General features: G+C 40.6%; 11 protein-coding genes. 1 reads left to right on the top strand and 10 read right to left on the bottom strand.

The annotated features are described in order from the left end of the window. The first annotated feature begins 20 nt into the window (after positions 1-20). A complete protein-coding gene (gene uxuA, locus HC965_RS11525; protein ID WP_191031587.1) occupies positions 21-1,208 on the top strand; it encodes a mannonate dehydratase in 1,188 nt (395 codons plus the stop codon). 151 nt (positions 1,209-1,359) lie between these two features. Here uxuA and HC965_RS11520 read toward each other — a convergent pair whose 3' ends face one another. The 10 genes from HC965_RS11520 to HC965_RS11475 form a co-directional block, all read right to left on the bottom strand. Continuing rightward, positions 1,360-3,846, bottom strand: a complete 2,487-nt coding sequence (locus tag HC965_RS11520; RefSeq protein ID WP_223854874.1) for an alpha-L-arabinofuranosidase C-terminal domain-containing protein — start codon at positions 3,844-3,846, stop codon at positions 1,360-1,362. Between the two features lie 44 nt (positions 3,847-3,890). Further along, entirely contained in the window at positions 3,891-7,256 is a 3,366-nt protein-coding gene (locus HC965_RS11515) for a family 43 glycosylhydrolase (RefSeq protein ID WP_191031586.1), read from the bottom strand. Positions 7,257-7,317: 61 nt separating this feature from the next. Then, positions 7,318-8,766: a glycosyl hydrolase family 28 protein gene (locus HC965_RS11510; protein ID WP_191031585.1), complete on the bottom strand. Its 1,449-nt coding sequence runs from the start codon at positions 8,764-8,766 to the stop codon at positions 7,318-7,320. Between the two features lie 74 nt (positions 8,767-8,840). Further along, positions 8,841-10,130: an alginate lyase family protein gene (locus HC965_RS11505; protein WP_191031584.1), complete on the bottom strand. Its 1,290-nt coding sequence runs from the start codon at positions 10,128-10,130 to the stop codon at positions 8,841-8,843. Between the two features lie 25 nt (positions 10,131-10,155). Continuing rightward, complete coding sequence (locus HC965_RS11500; RefSeq protein WP_191031583.1) at positions 10,156-12,165, bottom strand: IPT/TIG domain-containing protein; 2,010 nt, start codon at positions 12,163-12,165, stop codon at positions 10,156-10,158. Positions 12,166-12,185: 20 nt separating this feature from the next. Beyond that, positions 12,186-13,454 carry an IPT/TIG domain-containing protein gene (locus HC965_RS11495; RefSeq protein WP_191031582.1) on the bottom strand — a complete coding sequence of 423 codons (1,269 nt, stop codon included), beginning with the start codon at positions 13,452-13,454 and terminating at the stop codon, positions 12,186-12,188. 34 nt (positions 13,455-13,488) lie between these two features. After that, complete coding sequence (locus tag HC965_RS11490; protein WP_143868241.1) at positions 13,489-15,291, bottom strand: RagB/SusD family nutrient uptake outer membrane protein; 1,803 nt, start codon at positions 15,289-15,291, stop codon at positions 13,489-13,491. 20 nt (positions 15,292-15,311) lie between these two features. Continuing rightward, on the bottom strand, positions 15,312-18,563 hold the full coding sequence (locus HC965_RS11485) for a TonB-dependent receptor (protein ID WP_191031581.1): 3,252 nt from the start codon (positions 18,561-18,563) through the stop codon (positions 15,312-15,314). Positions 18,564-18,607: 44 nt separating this feature from the next. Then, positions 18,608-19,141: a sigma-70 family RNA polymerase sigma factor gene (locus tag HC965_RS11480; protein WP_191031580.1), complete on the bottom strand. Its 534-nt coding sequence runs from the start codon at positions 19,139-19,141 to the stop codon at positions 18,608-18,610. Between the two features lie 167 nt (positions 19,142-19,308). Then, positions 19,309-23,382 carry a hybrid sensor histidine kinase/response regulator transcription factor gene (locus HC965_RS11475; RefSeq protein ID WP_191031579.1) on the bottom strand — a complete coding sequence of 1,358 codons (4,074 nt, stop codon included), beginning with the start codon at positions 23,380-23,382 and terminating at the stop codon, positions 19,309-19,311. Between the last annotated feature and the right edge of the window lie 34 nt (positions 23,383-23,416).

Genomic DNA, 23,416 nt, shown 5'->3' with positions numbered 1-23,416 from the left:
ATAAAGAGAAGAAAAAGACTATGATGGAAAAAACATGGAGATGGTTCGGCAAAAAGGATAAGATAACCTTGCCGATGCTCCGACAGATAGGAGTGGAAGGAATTGTCACTGCCCTACATGATGTACCGAACGGTGAAATATGGACAGTAGAAGCTATTAACGATTTGAAATCATACATCGAATCTTATGGCTTGCGGTGGTCGGTAGTGGAAAGTCTTCCTGTATGCGAAACAATCAAATATGCAGGAACGGAACGTGAACAGTTGATTGAGAACTATAAAGTAAGCCTTGCCAATTTGGGTAAATGCGGCATAAAGACAGTGTGTTACAACTTCATGCCCGTTATCGACTGGATACGTACAGACTTGCAACACCCCTGGCCGGACGGTACCAGCTCCCTGTATTACGACCGTATCCGTTTTGCTTATTTCGATATCCGAATCCTGGAACGTGAAGGAGTTGAAAAGGATTATACCGAAGAAGAACTTCGAAAAGTAGCCGAGTTGGACAAGGTTATCACAGAAGAAGAGAAAGATGCCCTGATTGATACAATCATTGTCAAGACACAAGGTTTTGTCAACGGTAATATCAAGGAAGGAGATAAAAATCCGGTAGCCATCTTCAAGCGGTTACTCTCTATGTACAAAGATATAGACCGAGATACATTGCGTGAGAATATGCGCTACTTCTTATCTGCCATCATGCCCGTATGCGAAGAATACGGTGTCAATATGTGCGTACATCCGGATGACCCTCCATTCCAGATATTAGGTTTACCGCGTATCGTTACCAATGAAAGTGATATTGAATGGTTCTTAAATGCCGTAAATAATCCTCATAACGGATTGACTTTCTGTGCAGGTTCTTTGAGTGCAGGCGAGCATAACGATACACGTGAGTTGGCTAAGAAATTTGCAAAAAGAACTCACTTCGTACATCTGCGTAGCACGGCTGCTATGGAAGGTGGAAACTTTATTGAAAGTTCCCATCTCACGGGAAGAGGGCATCTGATTGACCTTATCCGTATCTTCGAAAATGAGAATCCGGGATTACCGATGCGTGTAGACCACGGACGAATGATGCTCGGAGATGAAGATAAAGGCTACAACCCGGGATATTCTTTCCACGGACGTATGCTGGCTCTTGCACAAGTAGAAGGAATGATGGCTGTGGTGGATGATGAGAAAGAACGTCAGATGAGATTTTAATCATTTCCCGTGAGAATGTAACGATTGCTTCCCCGTAAACAAACTGTTGTTTCCCCTATGGAGGAACTCTGGTTTGTCTACGGGGAAGCAATCGTTATCTTAGGGGGAACTGAAATATAGAAACCTATTCAACCCCTTATTATTTTATTGTCTACTTAGATGCTTGGATTCTAAGTACAGTGAATGAATATGCAGGTAATTCATAAGGAAACTTATCACTTATGCCTATTGTTTCCGATACAGGAACAACATCTACATCAACAGGATTTCCCATTAGCAGTGTTTTAGTTACAATAGCGTTTATACCTTTCAATGAAGGAATCTCCAAATGTGCATTTACACAAACAGGAAGCATATTTACCAGTTTCACAATTAAATCTCCAGTTTTTCCATCACGTACAACTGATGTCCCAATACGTTTTTTTACGGATATCTGATTATTATCCAATAAAACTTCAGCAGAAATATATTCATTACCGGCATTCTGTCCATACATCTGCTGTACGTAATAATCTACGGTTGGTTTTACTTCCTTGTTATTGAAATAAATCAAATCAGGATTCCATTGAATACATCCTTCTTTGGCTAGAAGAGGCGCATACGAAGTCATAGCTACCACATCCCCGTTTCGTTCTACAGAAGTAAGGAATAAAGCTGCTGCCAAAGCTGTCTCAATATTACTCGGACGTCCCGGCAAATGCGCTGCATATTCTCCTAAATAAACTTTTGATTTATTACGGTCATAATGATCATAATAGTTTTGATTATGAATAAACCAACCCGGTGTATTGTAATTATGTTCATCAACCATGGGGATTCCCAATTCATCAGCAAATGCCCAACCTTCTTCATAATCAGTCCCCTCACTAAACGGACCGGTGGTTCCTATCACAATAATATCCGGGTACTTTTCTTTTACTGCATTACAAATCATTGTGAAGCGTTCTTTAAAAACATCGCTTATCATATCCTCATTGCCTACTCCCAAATATTTCAGGTTAAAAGGTGCCGGATGTCCTGCTTTCGCACGTTCTTTACCCCATACAGTTTTCTTTGCATCGCCATTAGCATATTCTATCAAATCCAGTACATCCTGAATATACTGTCCCATTTCTTTCATTGGAATGCCCCCTTGTTGTCCGTTGGCAGTTATGATATTTGTAGAATGATGACTAGGTCCATTTATTCCAGAGTTCTGACATGGTACACCAGCCGCCACCACAGGAAGCGGCTCTGCATTTATATCTTCACAAAATTGGAAATATTCAAAATATCCCAAACCACGTGTCTGATGATATCGCCAAATATTAGGTGCCGGTTTGCGAGCTTCCAACGGTCCGATTGTTTCTTTCCAGTTATAAATATTATCCACTCCGTCACCATGCGCCAGACAACCACCCGGAAAACGAACAAAACGAGGATGGATATCTGCTATTGCTTGTGCCAAATCTGCACGAAGCCCATTCTTATGCCCCTTAAATGTTTTTTGTGGAAACAAAGAAATCATATCCAAAGCATAACACCCTACTGTTTGAGGAGAAAGAACTAATATCGTACTATCAGCATCTTCGGTTGCTGTCAATGTAATACTCTGCTTTTTCCAATCCTTGGAAGAAAGCTTCATGACTGTTCTTGCAATCTCTTTTCCCTCTTTAGTTACCAACTGAACAAGGGTTTTTCCTCCTTTTCCTCCACCTAATACTTTTGAAAACATGGAGAAATCATATTTTTCTCCTTTCTTAGCAATAATACCACCAAAACCGGCATTCATAAAGGCAGCTCCCGGTGCGTGAACATCCAATATAGCATAATGCGGATTATTTACATGAACCGGCTGATCAGTGCCAATAGTGAATGTTGTTCCATCCCCCTGTATGCTCCACGCATAGGTACTATTCCAATTTTTATCCTTATTCCCATCTTTGGAAGAATATTCGAAATCACGATTCTGAATCAGTTCCGCATAAAGGCCACCGTCTGCTGCATAATTCAAGTCTTCAAAAAACACTCCTATCAGATGCTCACTAATAGGTTTCGTCAGCTCTCTTTCTACCTTGATATGGGCTGTTACCGGCTTCAATCCGGCAAAACGCTTTTTATCATCCACAGTACGTTCTTCCCTTAATGCCTGTCTATATGCCCGATGATCCCCATAACGATTCATTGCGACAATCTGTTCATACGCAACTTTCAAGGCCCAACCATCTACTTGTTTACCTCCTATCCTGACAGTTTTCCTTATCGGTTTATTACAATCAGCTACTGCATATTGCCCTTTTTCCGATGTCATGAAAAAATGTTGCGGTTTCCATCTCATCAAATCAGGAGAGGATACGTAAGCCATTGCTTCTCCATCAGGAGTCAAGTCCCAATAGCAATGCCAACTCCCATCTACCCGGCTCTGTGTTAAATAGGGCTTATACATTCTCTTCCAAGGACCAAAGTCACATTTCACAAAAACCTGCCCATCTGCTATATTCTGCCATTTTTCCCCATCCGAACTCCACACAAACTGCATTCCTCTCCGACCTGCGTCATTCAACGTAGGATATGGAAAAATATAAACCGAATCCGGTTGGTTTTGTGTTTTATCAGTACTAGCATACAATGTCTGAACACAAGCCAGCAAGCTTATCATTCCTATTATCTTATGTATATTCATCCCAATCTTCATAATTAAAATCATAAACTCGGAACTATTTCTTTTATCGTTCCATTTTCATTAAATTCCAGTTTATCAATGCAAACTTCACGGTGATACCCCGCATTCTTTCCCATAGTCACCGCATCCGGAAATTTAAAACGGTGATATACGATATACCATTCATCCTTACCGGGTACTTGCACCACTGAATGATGACCGGTGGCATAAATTCCCTGATCCGGTTTCTTACAAATAACAATTTGGCTATCAGCAGGATTAATCGGACCCACAGGGGATTTGGACCGTACGTAACGCACTTCATAGTCTGTACTTCTCGTGTCATTTTTGGACCATGTGAAATAATAGTAACCATCTCTGTAAAAGATATGGGCAGCTTCACTATAATGAGTATCATTATTAATCAGAATACGAGTCGTATTCGGTCTTATCGATACCATATCATCATTCAATTCACATACAGCCATATAATAATTTCCCCAATACAGATATGTCTTACCACTGACCGGATCGGTAAATACATCCGGGTCGATATTCTGCCCTCTAGTCATTCCCCCGGGCAATCCCTGTCCAATTAAAGGTTTACCGGAGTCGATAAAAGGTCCGGTCGGACTGTCGGAAACCGCTACTCCTATTTGTCTTTCAGCAGTGAAGTAATAGTAATACTTATAGCTCCCGTCAGCCTGTTTCTTCTCTATGATGCTAGGAGCCCACGCATTTTTCTTTGCCCAGGATACATTTTTCAAGTCCAATATAACGCCCTCTTCTTTCCAATTCACCAAATCATCCGACGAGAATGCCTTAAACAATGTACTTCCCCAGGCAGGAATTCCATCACAAGTCGGATAAATATAATATTTCTTTGTCTTTTCAGAATACATGACTTCCGGGTCTGCATAGTAACCGGGAATCACCGGATTCTTCTGTATAGACGCAGTCGAAACATACTTTCTTTTATTCTTCAGCCAATATTCTTCAAGTTTATTAGCCTCATCCGCAGTCAGATGAATCACAGCACCGTGTTTAGGGGCAGTATAATTGGTAGTTTTCATCACTCCTTCATTGAAACGTCCCAAATTCTCAAAGTTCACAAAATCCGAAGTCTCAATAAAGCCGAAATTATGAGGAGTCACACTATATACATCGTACATCAACACCCATTTATCTTCACCGATACGTTTCCATACAGTGGGGGCCTCACAAGCTTTTGGTTCAAAATCGTACCAACGGGGATCATACTCATATCCTCCATTTACGCGATCGGAAACTGCTTGTTTGATTCCGGCCGGCCCGTCATGAGCAACATAAAATAAATGATACTTATCTCCCACTTTCGTAATGTCTCCGTCAATAGCCGATACACGTTCATTAGGATATTCAAATAAAATCTCCGGCAGGCTTTCAATGGTATCAAAATCATCATTCACATATACATAGTATAGTTTGTTGGGTTCGTTCCTGAAACGCATTGTATAATAAATCATCAACTTACCTTTCTTGTCATCATAAGTCACTTCCGGAGCCCAGGCACAGCCTATCTCACTCAATCCTGCCGTTAGTTTGTCAAAACGGATATTCGCACGTTTCCAATTCATTAAATCCCAGGATTTCATCAAGACTAAACCATAGTTATTCCCCCAACCATACATGTTACGGTCACGTTCCCACTCTGTCTCCCGATAACCATCTCTTTTAGCAAAAACATGCAAGTCTGTCATCGCCAGATAAAATGCTCCATCCGGACCACGATAAATATGCGGGTCACGGATACCTCTTTGATAAGCAATTGTATCACCGGCTATGACCGGTTCTGCATCGTTCAAAGCCGTAAATGTATATCCATCACGGCTAATAGCCATGTAAAGTCCATGTGTTTCGTCCCGATGAAAAACCATCAAGTAAGCACTCATATCCTCTTCTTGTGGAATAGCGTTCTTATAACGGAATTGCTTAAATCCGACACTTCCCTTACCTGTTGACAATAAACCTATCCGTAAAGCAAAGAATCCCTGATAGTTGTTATGATGCATTTGAGAAACATCCACATTTTCCGCAAGTGTAGTCCATTCTCTGCTATCCCGGCTCACCAGTATACAAACTTTATTGCCCTGATTACGAATTTTAGCGATAAAACGTGTTCCAATCTCATTCGGGAACTCTATTTTCTGTTCTGCGTTGCGATAAACTGTAAACTTTTTGCCATCAGAAACAACGCCTACATAGGCTTTCTCATTATAGAATAAAACCAGTCCGGCTGTATTTCCCTTTCCAATGTTCACTTCTACCTGTGTTTCATAATTCTTATCCTCCACCATAGTTAACAATAAACGACCATTAGCAGGTGTACTTCCCTTACCTTTCAACCAAAGAGTATTCTGATCGAAAGTGAGGGATTTCGGAGCATATTCTTTCCAGAAAGTCCATTGAAGTCCCAACGACGGGCCACGAAAATCATCCGATAATTGCATCCCATGTGATATTATTGGGGAAAGAGATATCGGAATAGCCGTAGATTTAGTACGATACCAACCGTCAGAAGTCCATTCTACAGGTTCAATCAGAGTCTGACGTCCCAACGTATGGTATCCTTTTGCATATCCATGGTACACAATCCACCAGTTACCATTCACATCATCAATCAATGTGCCATGCCCTTTCGACCACCAGTTATCCTTTTCACTATAGGTATGGACAATGGGATTATAAGGAGAATTCTCCCAGGGTCCCATTATATTCTTTGAGCGAGCAGCAACGACCATATGACTTGTAGCAGGTCCCGCCGTTCCGCCTTGAGCAGAAGTCATATAGTAATATCCATTTCTATAATTCAGTTTTGGGGATTCAAGACACATACATTCAGTATTCCAGCTCTTTGGATATACCCAACCGTCATAAACCTTTTTCTTCTCTCCGACAGTAGACAGCCCATCATCAGACAGACGAATAACTTCACCCTCATTCACATACAAATAACGGTTACCATTCTCATCAGCAATATGTCCCGGATCAATTCCGCTTACTTTTAAATCGATCGGCTTGCTCCATGGTCCTTTTATATCATCTGCCCAGATCACCCAATTAGTTTCATCTGTGGGATAATAAATATAATATCTACCTTTATACTTAATTAAATCAGGTGCCATTGCCGTACCTGTATACTCCGGCATTACCCGGGAAACCGGTTCCCAATTCATCAAGTCAACAGAATGCCATATAAGGAATCCCGGTTTATAATAAAAAGGTGAATGGGTCATATAATAGTCCTTTCCATCCCGCATAATGGTAGGATCAGGATAATCACCTGATAAAATAACTTTCGGATATTCCTGCGCATCTATTCGTATCACTATAAATGCCAATAAAATAAAGTATAAGAGTTTTTTCATGATATATATTTTCATTCTAGTTTATAAACCAACTATAAAGAGGCTATTATTCTATATAATATTAATGACCATCAGCCATTGCAGAACTACTATCCAAAAAGACAATTCCCTCTGTATGAGCTCCTACATAGATGCGAGCCATGTCTGATGTTTTATACCATGCAGGCTTATCAGACATCTCATCATAAATTAGCCGATCATTAATTCGCAAATTCTCAAAACGAACATTCTTAACTTGCCGTTCTTCATTGTATCCTTCAATTACAGAAAGTTCAGCATTCTTTCCCGAATAAGAGATATTCTTAAATAATACATCCTCAATACCTCGTCCGGGAGCGCTGCAATACTTTTCATTATAAAAGATCCGTAGATTAATAAGCTGTCCATGCCTGAAATCCTCCACCCGGATATTTTCAAAACGGACTTTACGTATCAGATTATTATCCCCGGCATTAATAGCCATGCATCCTTGATAATCGAGTTGTTTTTCCTGATGATCTAAAATATCTATATTTATATAGTTCAGATTTTCCAATACCTCCGGTTTATTGGAGTTTCCATGAATTCCTATAAAGATTGGATGAGCCACATCTGCCCACAATGTAGAATTCCGCATTGTTATGTTGCTGCATCCTCCTTCGAAGCCTAAGCGAGTTCCATAAACGGTGGTACAATCATCCGAATTACGACAGAAAACGCCATCAAACAAAACATTATTACTGGCAAGCACATTCATACCATCCCCCCATCCGTAATAGCTTATACTTTTGACATTACGGATAGTTACATTATTTGAACCTCCTGTTCCACATTGCGTAGTTACAATCCCCTCTACATAAACGTTTTGAGAATTTGCAATCCAAATGCCTTTCTTAATTGAATGGTCAATAATCCCTCTTCCTATCAATTTCACATCGTTCACATTTTCTATTAACACGCGTCCCATTAGTACAGCTCCACCGGCAAGATAAACGGTTTTTCCTGATGGTACTTTCAATTCTCCATTATCCACCTCATGAATACCCGGTCCATAATAAATAACATCAGGATCGTTCTTATCCGGTACATTCTCTTCCGGCTTATTCGCAAACAGATGCAGATTATGGAAGATATCTCCATTCACCTCCACAGACAAATTCCGAGGACAATCTAATGAGAATATCACCGTATTATCTACTATCTGAAACGGAATATCATATGAGAGGGGCCGCACTTTCGCAGTATTCACTTTTCCCTTATTATAAGTGACAGCAACTTCAACTGTTCCCATAAAATCAAAAGTTACCATTGAAGCATCTTCTATATGATGTTTCGTTTCTCTCACTTCATCGACTTTTATCAAATAGGTAGATAAAACTTTCCATTCTCCCCCCGGTTGGCGCACTTTGACTGTGAAATCTTTATTCAAAACCGTTCCCAAGGGAGCATCCCAGGTAACTAATTTACTCTGGGAAAATGCAATATTCCCTACCAACACAAGAATCAACAAAAATAAGTATTTTCTTAGCATACCACAAACATTCTAAGATTTTCAATAAATGGAAAGGAATAGTTTCATTATTCTTGAGACTATTCCTTCTCTTTTTACTCTCTTGAATACATTAATGTACCAAAGCCTAAATTGTCATAACCACCACTAGTGGAACCCAGCCCGCCTTGCTCGGGGAAACTCAACTCCATCCCCATTTTGGAATATTGGCATTTTTCCGCATCCAATCCTTTTATCTTGGAATAATGATAATAAGCTAATGCCCAGATAGGACCGGAACCATTACTACCATTACGGTCAGCAATAGTCAATATTTTGTCTGTGGTCGGTCCCCAAGCATTGTTCCAAGTACGAGCATAAGCTTCAAAAGGGACATCCATACTAGCTACCAAATAACGTCCGTTATATTCACACCCCTTCAAATAACGATTATCATCATATCCAAAAAAATCATCCCCTTGATTCCAGGTTAATTGGCAGATAGTTCCCATTAGCCCCTGACACAGCAAGGTATGCCCCATGTCACGCCCACTTTCCTGCCATTGAGCCAGATTAGCATAATCTCCCGTAAATACATGATTAATAGCATAGGTTAATCTTCCATTAGTATCTCCTATTTGTAAATGTTCAATCGCTTCATTATAAATATCGCGACGATCGGTTAGAATCCCAATGCCAATCATCGATGCAAGGTTACAAAGTCCCCAGTTCGCCCAATAGTGTCCCGGAACAGTACCAAAATGATTAACCAGAAAATCATGGTTAGCCACATAAAAGACATCAAGCATCCATTGCTGATATCTGGCAAAACCACTTTCATCTTTCTCTTTCCAATAATCACGAAGCAATTCTCCTGCAACAGCAAATTCATATCCATAGAGACCGGCTGCCAATGCCAAGTTAGAATTACCTGCAACGACCTTGCAAGTTACCGCCCAGCCATCCAATATTTCAATAGCGTGGTCAGCATAAGCATTTCCATCACCTAAATGATAACGAAGTCCCATCTGATAAGCGGCAGCTACATCATTAGCCGCTACCATATAATTCTCATTTCCCGACTCTCCGCGCCGGATATCAGCCTGCGGGTTAGCGACATAATCCAAACGGGAATGATAGTTATCAACCAATATCCCATATCCGCTTTTCCAAGGATCTCTACTCAAACGTGCTTTAACATACTCGAAATCTTCGGGTGTGTGCAAAGCACCACAATGAATCATAGGTTCACTTATGGCTTTCAGCGGAACCTGCATCAGTGCTTCCTTATTTTCTTTCACTGTCAATTTATACAAGTCAGTTTCCACTCCGGGGGATGGCAAATCAATGCCATCTCCACATGATGAAAAGAAAAATACTGCAATTACATAATATAGTTTCTTCATGATCGTTCTATATTTTAGTTCTTAATTATTGTCGTTCTATAGAAATATTGGTGATATCAGCATTCGCCCCTTTGCTACCTCTATCGATATAAGCAACAAAGCCAATCGTAACTACCTCTTCTTTCTCTAACTCCACTGTTAACTCTACTTCTATCGGAGACGCGGAAGTAGTTACTCTATGATCGGAAACAAGTACATAAGATTTCTGTCCCGCATTATCTATAAAATCCGCTTCTGTCGCAGGTGTCCAGCTTTCACCACTTCCTTTCAGATCAGGCAAAGTCCCCTCGCCTTTGGTCATACCAAACAATACTCCAAATGCTTTTACACCGCCAGGCACAACATTGCATTCAGGAACAGTCAGAATAAATTTATACTTGCCGGCAGGAAGCGTAACTACCTGATACATTTTGTCATTCCGCAATACATTTATATTGCTTCCTCCCCATACGGAACTTAATAGAGAAAGACGTCCATTAGGGTCTCTGTTATCATGTATCAGAGCATAAAAATCCCGATTCAATTTCCACCTATCCGGTATAGACCATGCACCACTTGATGAACCGTTACGAGCGATAAACGGCTGTTGGCAGTTTTCCAACACCACTGCCGTTACGTCTCCTCTTTTTCCCATTACGTTCACTGTTTGTCCATCCACAATTGGAATATCAGCATACTGTAAACTAATCATCGCATCTTTTACTGTCGGGAAATCGGCAGGAACAACTATTTTTACCTCATCATTTTTGATTGAAGTTATCTCAACCGGCATCTCATTGAGGAATGCATTCACCGCCTCTTTATCAGTACCGAAATTATCCCCCTTGATAGTAATGTTTTCACCAGGTTGTACCAGTTTCTCTACAATGCTATTCATCACAGGTGACGAATTAACCTTGAAAGTCCCTTCATAAAATTGCAAATTACCAACAGACAAAGTTATCTTTACATTTCCTACCGATACTCCATTTGGGACTTTCACAGTTAATATGCCGATACCGCCATCCTTATATTGATAATCACTAACCGTTGCCTGTACCTCATTAAACTTCGCCACTAATAATTCCGCAGTTTCCGGCATATGATTTCCTGTGATCGTTACTGCCGTACCGATATATCCTTCTAATGGAGAAACACCTGTACTAGCATCTACCACTGGAGTAGCTTTCACGGTAAATTTCAATTCACCTTCTACCTCCTCATACGGAGTAACCACTTTCACCGCCACTTCCTGATCGTCCGCCAAAGATCCACTGATCGGGATACGTATCTTAATTTCTTCTTCATTACATGAAAGTACCTCTGCTTCCACCCCTCCCACAAGAACTTTCACACCTTCTGTTGTCGTTCCAAAGCTCGTTCCTTTAATCGTCACTTCCGACCCTTTATAAGCGACAGCAGGTGTAAGACTAGCCAATGTAGCATGCTGACGAATGGTAAATTCACTCACGGGTGTATTTACTTTTTGCGTATAGACCATTAAACCAATCTTACCGGAAGTAGCACCAACCGGTATTTGCACAGTGAAAGAAGTTTCACTCCATTCCGTCACAGGCGCATTGACTTTCGCATCACCGAATATCATCTTGATATCTTCCGCTTTCGTACCCAACTCTGTTCCGGTAAAAGTTATTAAATCACCAACAAATCCCCATTCTTTGCTAATAGACTCAACGGATGGTTTACCCAAAACCCTAAGCATCAAGTCTGTTTTCAATTCCTCATTAAAGAATTTCACTGATATCTTTCCTGTCGTAGCATCCTCCGGTATCCGTACTGTAATGCGTTCGTCCGTACAAGACAACACTTTGGCAACGTTCTCTCCGATATTGACCTTTACGAAATCCACTGCTCCGGCTAAGTTATCACCAATCACGTCAAACTCATCCCCTGAATAACCATAATCAGGTGAAAGTGCAGTTATAGTTACTACCGGGTCTTCAGTCCCTAACTCGAAGACATCTGTTCCGTCTTCTCCACAAGAAGCAAATAGAAACAAAGCCCCAAAGCATATAAAATCATATATTTTCTTCATCTTTTTCGATTTTTAGTTGATTAGTTTTCTCTTTCCACCACCATCTTAGAAATGTTGACATTACCTCCTTTACTGGTATTATTCAGCATACCGACATTAGCGACAAAACCAATCGTAACTTCCGTTGTCTCTGTTAATACCATATTTAACGTGAATTCCACTGCGCCTCTTGCCTGGTCATAGCCCAGGGATTTATTGTCTGTCAGTCGACAGTATGCTTTTTTCCCGGATAAATCTTCCAAAAAGGCCGTTTCATCAACCGGTAGCCATTCACCATCCGCTACTGCCAGATCAGGCAATGTCCCATTTCCTGTTGTCACTCCGACAATCACTTCAAGATTACCACCCAGCCCCACACATTCAGGAACAAAACAAGATATCTTATAGGTTCCGGCAGGCAAAGTGGATACCTGATACATCTTAGCATTTTCTAATCCGTGTTTATGATTGGCATTCGCCCATTGGTTACACAATAAGGAAATACACCCATCCGGGTAATTTTTGTCAATCACTAACGGACGAATCAGCACTTTTGTCCCACTTTCATCATAATAAAACTTATCATTATACTGCCATTCTGTAGGAATAGCCCAAACATCTGATTCTAATGGTTCATCTGTTTTGACAAATGGCTGACTACTGTTTTTCAAAGCATACACTGTCAAATCTCCCGTATAAGCAGGATCCAAGAAACTTCCATTTTCCGTTTCATATCCCTTGACATTCACTTGCACAGTACCGATTCCATAACCGGCAGGAGTTTTTACTTGGATTTCCTCATCTTGTACTGAAATGACTTCTGCTAACTTAGTACCGATTTTAACAGTTATATTTTCTTTTTCCGTGCCGAACGAAGTCCCGAAAATAGTTATCACATCATTTTCCGCAGCGAATAACGGACATTCTGTATTGGAAGAACTTACGGAAGTTATAGTAGGCTTAGGCATTACAGTAAACTTACCTACATTATCAAATTCATACTGCCACACCTTCAACACCACATCACTGCTCACCGCATCCTTAGGCACCACTACTATAATACGATTATTCTTGCACGAAACAACTTCCGCTTTCTTATCACCGAAATGTACACTCACCGGCTCCAGACGTTCACCGAAATTTTCACCATTGATAGCCACTTGGGATAGTGTATATCCACTTGCTGGATAGATGCCGGTTACAGTGGGTTCCGGATAATAGAACTCCTGTTTTTTACCATCTTTCTCACAACTGAAGAGTAGAGCGGAAAACCCTCCTATCACAACTATATTTTTTATAAGACTTTTCATACATCTATATCTTTAATCAGTTTATCACTTGTCATTAATATCCCGGATTTTGTACCAAACTGGGATTCAGGCTAATTTGCTGTTGAGGCAACGGCCATAAATAATTACTCCGGCTAAAGTTGAAATTAGTTTTACCATCTATCACAACACAATTCAATTTACCCCATTGCGTATCTATCTGTTCTTCTCCCCATATGTAAGTATTTCTCAAATACTTACTCGTTGCATTACCGCTAGCATCTACAAAAGTAGTGGGATAAACGGAACTGCCTACTACCGTTCCCAAACGTGATTCATTCAGTTCATTCTCTGCAATGCCCCAACGTTTCAAATCATCAAAGCGGAAACCTTCCATATAAAGTTCTATTGTTCTTTCACGGCGAATCTCATCCAACATCACCTCCCCCTTGCTCTTTGTTGTTCCGGTTCCAGCCTTTATCTTATCAACCAATGCATTCGTCAAATTGGCAATACCGGCACGTCCACGCAATTTATTAATAGAATAATTCAATTGTTCATCGGTAATTTGTCCGTTGTTCCGTTCACACACTGCCTCTGCATAAATCAAATAGATCTCTGCCAGGCGAAGCACCGGATAGTCAGGAGATTCTTTCAGATTGGCCCGTGCATCGCAAACAAACTTCTTATTGCCATAACCGGAAGTACCAGTTTTCAATTCCTTGGCTGCAGCCGTTTGAGTATCCATATCAATAATAGATTTCATACGATTGTCACGGTTCAGGAACTCGGCTTCAGGAGTAGCATAGCCCTGGAACTCATTCGATATTTCTACCGGCAGACCATCACTACACAAAAACATATCCATCAACTTGCGACTGGCATCCATCTTTCTTACTGTCTGATTCAGGTTTACATTGCCAGGCTTTATGTTTTCATCATAAACACTTTTAATGATGAATTCCTTGTTCGATTCTTTTGTCATCCCTACAGGATTGGTCGTCGCATCTTCCAGACAGAACAGGTAACGATAGCTCAAATCCTTCATTCCAGACAAGTTATTATGATTCCAGATACTATATAAGTTGTCATCTATTATTTCACTACACAGGCGAATAGCCTCATCCAAAAAATCATCAACCTGATCAGTAACCGGTCCACCCGATCCTTTAAAGTCTGTACTAGTCCCCACATACTTCCGCCATGTAGCTTCATAGAGTAATACACGTGCCTTGAATGCTTCCGCCCCATGATAACTGATTCGTCCTTTGTCAGCAGAAGAAATCAAGGTCTCCTTTGGTAATCCGGCTATCGCATGATCCAAATCTTGAAGAATCAGATTCACTACTTCGTAACGACTGTTGCGTACACCATATAATTCCGGCGAATTAACATCCAAAGGAATCGTCACAACAGGAACTCCTCCAAAAAATTGGAGTAAAAAGAAGTAATTGTATGCCCGGAAAAAATGCGCTTCAGCCAAATATTGTTTAATTTCCTCTTGACTTCCCGGATAGTTCTCTGCTTTTTCAAAAAGTATATTCACAGTACGGATTTGCTTGTAACAGTTATCCCACCGAACGTCAGTTGTCGGCACCAATATATTCCCGTGTCCTACATCATTGTGAATATTATTTAAATAACCGGACAAGTCAGTTGCCACATCCATAAATGCTGCATAACCGCCATACGGACTTCCCCATCCTTGAAGTTGGTTATAAAAACCTGCTGTATATTCCTTAAATTGTGAAGCTGTTTTAAAATACACCACATCTGTTCTTTCATCCTGCGGCTCCTTATCCAAGAACCAGTCCGAACAGGCAGACAATCCGAATGTCAGAGTGATAGATAGCAATGCTGTATATAATATCTTTTTCATATTTTTTCTTCTTTATATTATTAAAAACCAACATTTACACCGAACGACCAGGTACGATAGAATGGATATCCTGAAATCTGCGAAACCTCTCCCATTTCCGGGTCAAAGCCATCCTTGATACTTGTTGCTTCCCATAAGTCGTTGCCAGAAAAATAAACGCGCACTTTTTCCAGTTTCATTTTCCGGGTCCACTGCTTAGGTAAAGTATAACCAACAATCAGTGATTTCAAGCGGATATAACGGCTATTTTGCAACATGAAGTCATTATTTCCATAGTTCCATGCGGCACGTGCAGCATAAGTAGTCAGTCGTGGATAGTCCGCATTAGTATTTTCTGCTGTCCAAGTATTACCGAGGAATGAGGGATTCTGATTACTAAATATAGTAGCAAACGGATAAGCCATCCATCCAGTACGCATGATATACTGTTTCCCGACTCCTTGGAACATGGCACTAACGTCAATCCCTTTCCAAGCACCACCCAAATTAAGACCGAATACATAATGGGGATCACTGTCTCCCACAAATTGCAAATCACCAGTCGCGCCGTCAATTTTATTATCCCCATTCAGGTCTAAACGTTTGGTATCTCCCGGACGAAGTCCTGTATTTGTGTCTTTCAGGACACCAAGCATTTCTCCCCCACCATCTTTATACAGTTCATAATAACGATTAACCTCTGCTTCGTCAGCAAAGTAACCGTCTGTGCGATATAAAAAGAACGAGTTCAGCGGATAACCGACTACCTTTTCATTTTTCCCTGCTACATATGCGTCAGCTCCTTCCATCTTCTTCAACATCGTCTTTGTATCGCCGATATTGAAACTGGCAAAATAAGAGAAATCACGAATCTGGTCACGCCAACCTACAGACAATTCCCATCCTTTCACATTCAGATGTCCGGTATTACTTTTTGGTGCGCTAGCTCCCAATACAGATGGATAAGTAACTTCTGACAACATTCCTATATTATCTTTCCAAAAGTAGTCGAAGTTGACTGTCAGCCGGTTATTCAGAAAACCTAAATCCACACCGATATTTTTTTGCTTTACACGCTCCCAAGTAAGTGTCCGGTTGATAAGCCCCGAGTTTTTGAGAGTAGTAGAGATTTGCCCGGTTAGAGGGCTACCCAGATAAGTCACTCCCTGACTAATAGAAGAGGCATATAAGAAATCACCCAGTCCGGCAGTGTTACCTGCCTCTCCATAGCTGAAACGAACCTTACCGAAATCAAGCACCGGTGTAACAAATTTCAGAAAATTCTCTTGAGTGAACACCCATCCGAGAGAGAACGAACCGAAATTATTGAAACGGTAACCGTCGGCAAACTTTGAGTCTCCATCGCGACGTCCCAACAATTCCAATAGATATTTTTCAGCATAGTTATAGTTAACACGAGCTATATAAGAGTAAGTTCCACTGCTACCTTTGCCACCCGAATTTCCTATTTTACTACTAGCATCAGCCAATCCCAAGTCATAGACCCCATTATCTTCAAATTTTTCACGGGCAGTGGCTGTTTTTCTCCAAGCCAACGTCTCCGCATTAATACCTGCCACCGCAGACACATTATGGTATTCGGCAAATGTACGGTTGTATTTCAGTAAAGCTGAATAGAATTGATACAAATGATTGTTATTCTGTGCCAGATAACCCGGATTGTTTTCAATCTTGACATTGGATGGATTGTCCGGATAAATAAGGGATTGATTGGTCCACTGTACCAATTCGGCAGCCGGATTACCAAACCAATCATATGTCTGGACAGGAACTACATATCGCTCCCGACGATATTCTTCATTCTGAAAAGAAGCGGTTCCCTCAAAGCTAATACCTTTCCAAATATCCGCTATCACTTTCATATCGATACGCGTAGTCAGCTTCACTTTTTCATCACGCCCACCTTTAGAAGTAGCTGCCACAGAGTTACGGTTACCTACCGTACCGAAATTAGCATACCACTGTCCTAATGGATTCTTTGACGGAAAAAAAGGTACATCATAGCCATACAGTGAGTTATCCAAACCAGTGGAAGGAGATTCCGTACTGGTTCTAATCACGCTGGCAATAGATTCAAAACGCAGCCAGTCAGTCATCTGCAATCCATAGTTCAAACGGAAATTCAGCTGTTTTTGCCCGTCATAAGCAGTGGTCAGGTTCGCTTGATTATCCGCATAAGCCAATGAGATACGATAGTTGGATTTCTCTGTAGAACCGGACACACTTAAGTTATGCTGGTAAGAGTTGCGATTGGCAAACAATTCGTCCGTACGACTAGAGTTTGCCAAAAATATATCTCCATAATATTGAGTAGGATAGATTCCTGGTGCATTTTGCTGCATCCGCAACATATTTTCTTCAGATACCCAGGCCCACCAGTTCGGATTTTGCTCTTCTTTATTAGCTTCCAGCCACATGGTTGCATATTGCCCCATATCCGGAGAAAAAGCGGTAATACCCGGAGAAGTAAAACGCATATTAAAACTATAATCTACGCTGACTTTACCTCCCTTTCCGCGTTTAGTGGTAACCAGTATAACTCCATTCGCCGCCTTGGCTCCATAGATAGATGCCGCTCCATCTTTCAACACACTGATACTTTCAATATCGTCAGAATTCAAGTTCTGAAATGATTCTGTATTTACTGTAGGTACACCGTCCACTATAATCAACGGACTTCCCCCATTAACTGACGTTGCTCCACGAATCTTAAAATTCAATTCTTCGTTGCCCGGACGAGGTGAAGTACGGGTAACCACCAATCCCGGAGTCTGCCCTTGAAGTGCCAGTCCAACATTGGTTATGGCACGGCTTTCAAGTGCCTTGCTGCTCACTTGTTCTACAGCACCGGTCAAAGTAGCTTTCTTTTGTCTGCCATATCCTACTACCACTACTTCTTCCAATGCGTTATTATCTTCTTTCAGTATAATCTTAAGTTCAGAACGTCCATTAATGTTCACGATTTGGTCCTGATATCCGATATAACTTACTTTCAACTGCTTTGCATCATCCGGCACATCCAGACTAAAACGTCCATCAATATCCGTAATCACTCCTTTCTGCAAACTTACCACAACAATATTACAACCTATCAGCGGTTCCCCGTTTTGGTCTGTTACTACTCCTTTAATTGTCTTTCCCGTTTGAAAGACAATCAAGCTTTCTTCTGTGTACGTATTTGCCTGAAGCAATGTACCGGAAGAACTGCCTATCAATAAGGCCATAGTCATGATGACTCCCTTACGTGATAAGAATTTCGGTTTAATTTCCATAATACTATTAAATTTATTAAAGTTAATATATTCTTGTTTGATATTCAGCCAACTTTCGACCATTCATCCTGCAAATACGTTCGTACAGTTTTCCGGGCTACCAATAACTGCCCTTCCACTGTCCGGGAAGATAAAGACATCACCTTGGCTATTGTCGGACAAGGTAATCCGTCATTAAAACTTAGTTCGTAAATACGGCGGCGTTTTGCAGGAAGTCTGGATATTATCTTATCATGCCTCTGCTTTAAATCCATATAATACATCCTTTCTTCTACCGGATTATCCTTCGTCTCTTTCACATTATTATATATATAAGAAACAAAATCCTCCTGTATGTAATGACGACGTATTTTATCTATGACAATATTACGTGCAATGGTAAAAAGCAAAGACCAAACGGTAGACTTATTCACAAATGCCCAATTCTCCCACAAACGAATAAAAACATCCTGCACTAAATCTTCAGCCTCATATTTGTGTGGAATACGAGAGATAATAAAAGCCAGAACAAGATTCCGGTTTTTCTGATAGAATTCAGGGAAATGGGTTAAAGCAGATGTGGTAGTATTCCGTTCCATAGCATTACATGTTTCATTTAACAACAATGCAAATTTATGGGAAATACAATGTTCTGACGTGTGTCTTTTGTCGCAAACAAGTGTTACACTTGTTGCAAAATCACTTTTTCAGCCTGTTACAGGGGCATTTTCAGTCTTTTGACTACAAATAACAGAGGTTTGTGAATTTATTCGCCTATTTTCTCATCCCGTGATTTTCCTCCGTACTGCGATGGCAGCATACCAAATGTTTCTTTAAACAATTTGGTAAAATAACGTGGAGTAGAAAATCCCACATGATCTGCTATTTCGGATATAGACAAATCCGTATCCCGCAATAATTGAGCGGCCCGTTTCAACCGGATGCTACGAATAAAGTCTTTAGGTGTCTGCCCTGTTATTCCTTGCAGTTTGCGGTATAATGTAGCACGGTTCATAGCAAGATCAGCACTCAATTCCTCTACCGAATATTCTGTATTGTCCATATTACGTTCAACACATTCCAATGCTTTTTGTACAAGCTGTTCATCAAGAGAGGTAATTGTGATACTACTCGGACTTACTACAATTTCTTTATGAAATGTTTCCTGACGTCTCTTTTGCTGCTCGATCAATTTACGCACACGAGTCAACAATACATCAATACTAAATGGTTTGGATATATACGAATCTGCACCGGCCTCATACCCCATAGCCTTACTCTCATCTGAAGCACGCGCAGTAAGCAAAATTACCGGTATATGCGAAGTCTGCAAGTTTGTTTTAATTCGTTGGCATAATTCTATACCATCCACATTCGGCATCATGATGTCACTTATGATGAGATCCGGATTTTGCCTGACAGCCAGTTTTTCCCCTTCTTCACCATCGGGAGCATCAATAATCTGGTACCATTCACTTAATTGTTCACGTAGAAACTCCCGGAATTCCTTATTATCTTCTACAATAAGCAGCAAAGGTTTCGAATCCGTTAATAATACCGGTTCTTTACTAGTCACCTCTGCCGTTTCAATCCCTTCTTTTTGTACCGACGAACTTTCCGGATACAAATCCACAGGAATGGCAACATTAAATGTAGAACCTACCCCAAAAGTACTTTCCACTAATACACGTCCATTGTGCAACTCCACATATTCCTTTATTAAGTGGAGCCCGATACCGCTACCCGAAAGGTTATTGTTTACATTCTTTTTAGCCTGATAGAAACGTTCAAATACATGCGGCAGATCTTCCTCGGATATCCCGCATCCGGTATCCATCACTTCCACCTGAACATATGTATGATCTTCCTCCCGACACCTCTTCATCTCTAATGTGATGTTTCCTCCTTCAGATGTAAATTTGAAAGCATTGGACAATAAATTATTTAGCACCTTGTGCATTTTATCCGGGTCAAAATACATATATAATTCATCAATGCCATTCGTATCCAGTTGGAAAGAGATTCCCTTTTCTATGGCTATCTGCTGAAAAGAATGATAAGCCTGTCTGACAAATTCAACCCAGTCTCCATTCAATAAATTCAGTTTTTCTCCTTTCATTTCCAGTTTACGGAAATCTAAAAGTTGATTAACCAATGTCAATAGATTCTGTGCATTCTTATAAACAGCCCCCAGTTGCTTGGACAAAGTATCGTCGGTCAATCTACGTATTATCATATTCAAAGGAGTGATAATCAACGTCAGCGGAGTACGTAGTTCATGACTGATATTTGTAAAGAAGCGGAATTTCATCTGTTCCAGTTCTTCCTTTTGTCTTTGGGCTTCTTCCTGTTGCATACGAATCATCCTCCGATGATTACGCCGGTTGATAAGATACATTAATCCGAACAATAAAAAGAGAACCAGAATCGCGTACAATATACGTGCAGCCAATGTATCCCAAAACGGCGGATGTATCACAATCGCAAATTTCGATTCCGAACTCCACATACGGTCATTGCCGGCTACGGATAGCCGGAACACATACTCACCCGGCGGAAGATTATTATAGGTGATACGCCCCTGCCCATTTTCAAACAATGTCTCTGTCCACCCCTTATCAAATCCTTCTAATTGATAACGGAAAGAAGTCTGCGAAGGATTAAGATAGTTTAATCCCGAAAACTCCAATGTGACATAGTTTTCATTATACTCCAAAGATACTCCGTCCGAATAACCCAAAGCTTTATCAAACAATACACGGCCATTATATTTTTCTCCGGAGAGAATCGGGACATTAAACAACTTGAAAGATGTAAATAGCGGACAGGAAAGCTGATGAGTACCTGACATATGATCCGGTGAGAACATTACGAATCCATTCAGAAGCCCCCAATACAGATTATCATGAGTCATCAATGCAGGAAAACTGAATAAATCATCCTGAAGAATCTCGGTTTCGGAAAGGCAACTGATTATATGAAAGCGATATTCATCCGTAGTACGCTCCACTTTGATTTTATAGACAGAAGTCACTGTAGAGACCCATATATCATGGTTTTTATCTTCCTGAACATTCAATATTGCCTTGGCAAGTCCTTCCTCTTTTCCTAACACATAACTTCTCCCGTCGGGGAGCAATACATACAATCCATATTGGGTAGCAAACCATAATACCCCCTCATAATCCTTCCATATCTGATTATATTTGATTCCTCCATAATTAAAGACAGAGTTGGTCTTGCGTTCCTGTTCCAATGTGGATATTTCATTGTTATCGGGGGCATATATATACAATCCGTTATCACTTCCCACAAGCAAACGGGATTTATTATCTATTGCCAGCGTGTTCGCCACTTTATATTTTTTCAGTTCCGGAAACTGCCGGGATAAAAGGGTTATTTCTCCATTCTCCGGATTAAGCAACCCCACTCCACCATAAATACTAACCCATAGTCTTCCCGCCCCATCCTCTACCATAGCGCGTATATTGCTAAAATCCAGTTCGTTCTGATAATCAGTATCGGGATAGTCATAAGCTCGTACCTTACCATTTTCAATACAATATAACCCATTATGGTATGTACCTACCCAAATCCGCTTTTTACTATCTTCATAAAGCATACGGCAATTTTTTCGGTTAAAATCACGATATGCCCGGTTCATTGTATACGTATCCGGTTCATAGCGATAAAGTGCCTGTGTAGTTCCCATCAATATATCTCCTGCTGAGGTTTCCAGCATACAGCGTATTTCCTCCCCATTCCAGTCACCATTGACAACCCTCTTATTACAAACCGTCATCCTATTCAAACTTGGATGATAATAACAGATACCTTGATTGTATAACCCTATCCAGACAGCCCCGCCTTCACGGTCACAATAAATACTTTGAATGCCATTTTTTATCGTTTTACCCGACAATAGGGGAAGATGTTGAAGTTGAGTAACAGAAAAGTTGTGTATATCAATCACACAAAGTCCGTTCTGCACTGTACCGATCCAAGCATTTCCACCTTTATCCACATCCATAGAGGTCAACCAGGAATTTTGTCCAAGCTGTATTCCGGAAATCAGGTTCCATTTTTTCTTATAGACATCATAATATCCGGCTCCACGATCCCACATAATCCAGAAATCTCCGTTATCCAGGATCTTTAAAATAATACGGTCATCGGGCTTCAGATGACCTTTCAGAAAATCAACTTGTTCTATAAAACGTTTTTCCTCGTAGTCATAACATCGGATCACTCCGCTTTGGTGAACCATCCAACTATATTTATCATGACTCTCTACCCCTAATAACTTTCCATAATCTATCATGGTATTATTATCCCCACACACTTGTTGCATTATTCCGACTCCTGCATCACATGTATAAACGGCAGAGTTATCAGACACGAACCAATATCGCTTTTCCGAGTCAATAAACAAATCCGCGAGTTTATCTTTCCAGCCCAACCGCTGCAACAAAGAATCTACATTATAGATATATTGTTCGGTCGTCAAATCAAACACTCGCAAACTCGCACGTTCTTTCATCCATAAACGCTTGCCGGCATCTACATATTGCTCGAAAATGATATGATTGTAAGATATAGGATAGCCTTTTTGAAGGTCAAATGGAAAATTGGAAAAATTCACTCCATCATACATAGTCAATAATACAGTCCGGATTCCCATACGTCCATCAGGAAGCGCAAAAACGCTACCGACATAATTATCCGGCAATCCTTCCGTTGCTCCGATATGACGAAAGACATAAGATGTCTCTTGTGAATGTGTCCTGTTCACAATAAAAAGACTCATTATGATTGCAAACAGGTATATTCGTGTATTCATAACTATAAATTCCCTTTTGTTCCGCTTATATAAT

It is taken from the genome of Bacteroides sp. GM023, assembly GCF_014750685.1.
Lineage (GTDB): Bacteria > Bacteroidota > Bacteroidia > Bacteroidales > Bacteroidaceae > Bacteroides.
The sequence above is the reverse complement of the archived record's forward strand: the minus strand, read 5'-3'. Positions and strand labels throughout refer to the sequence as shown.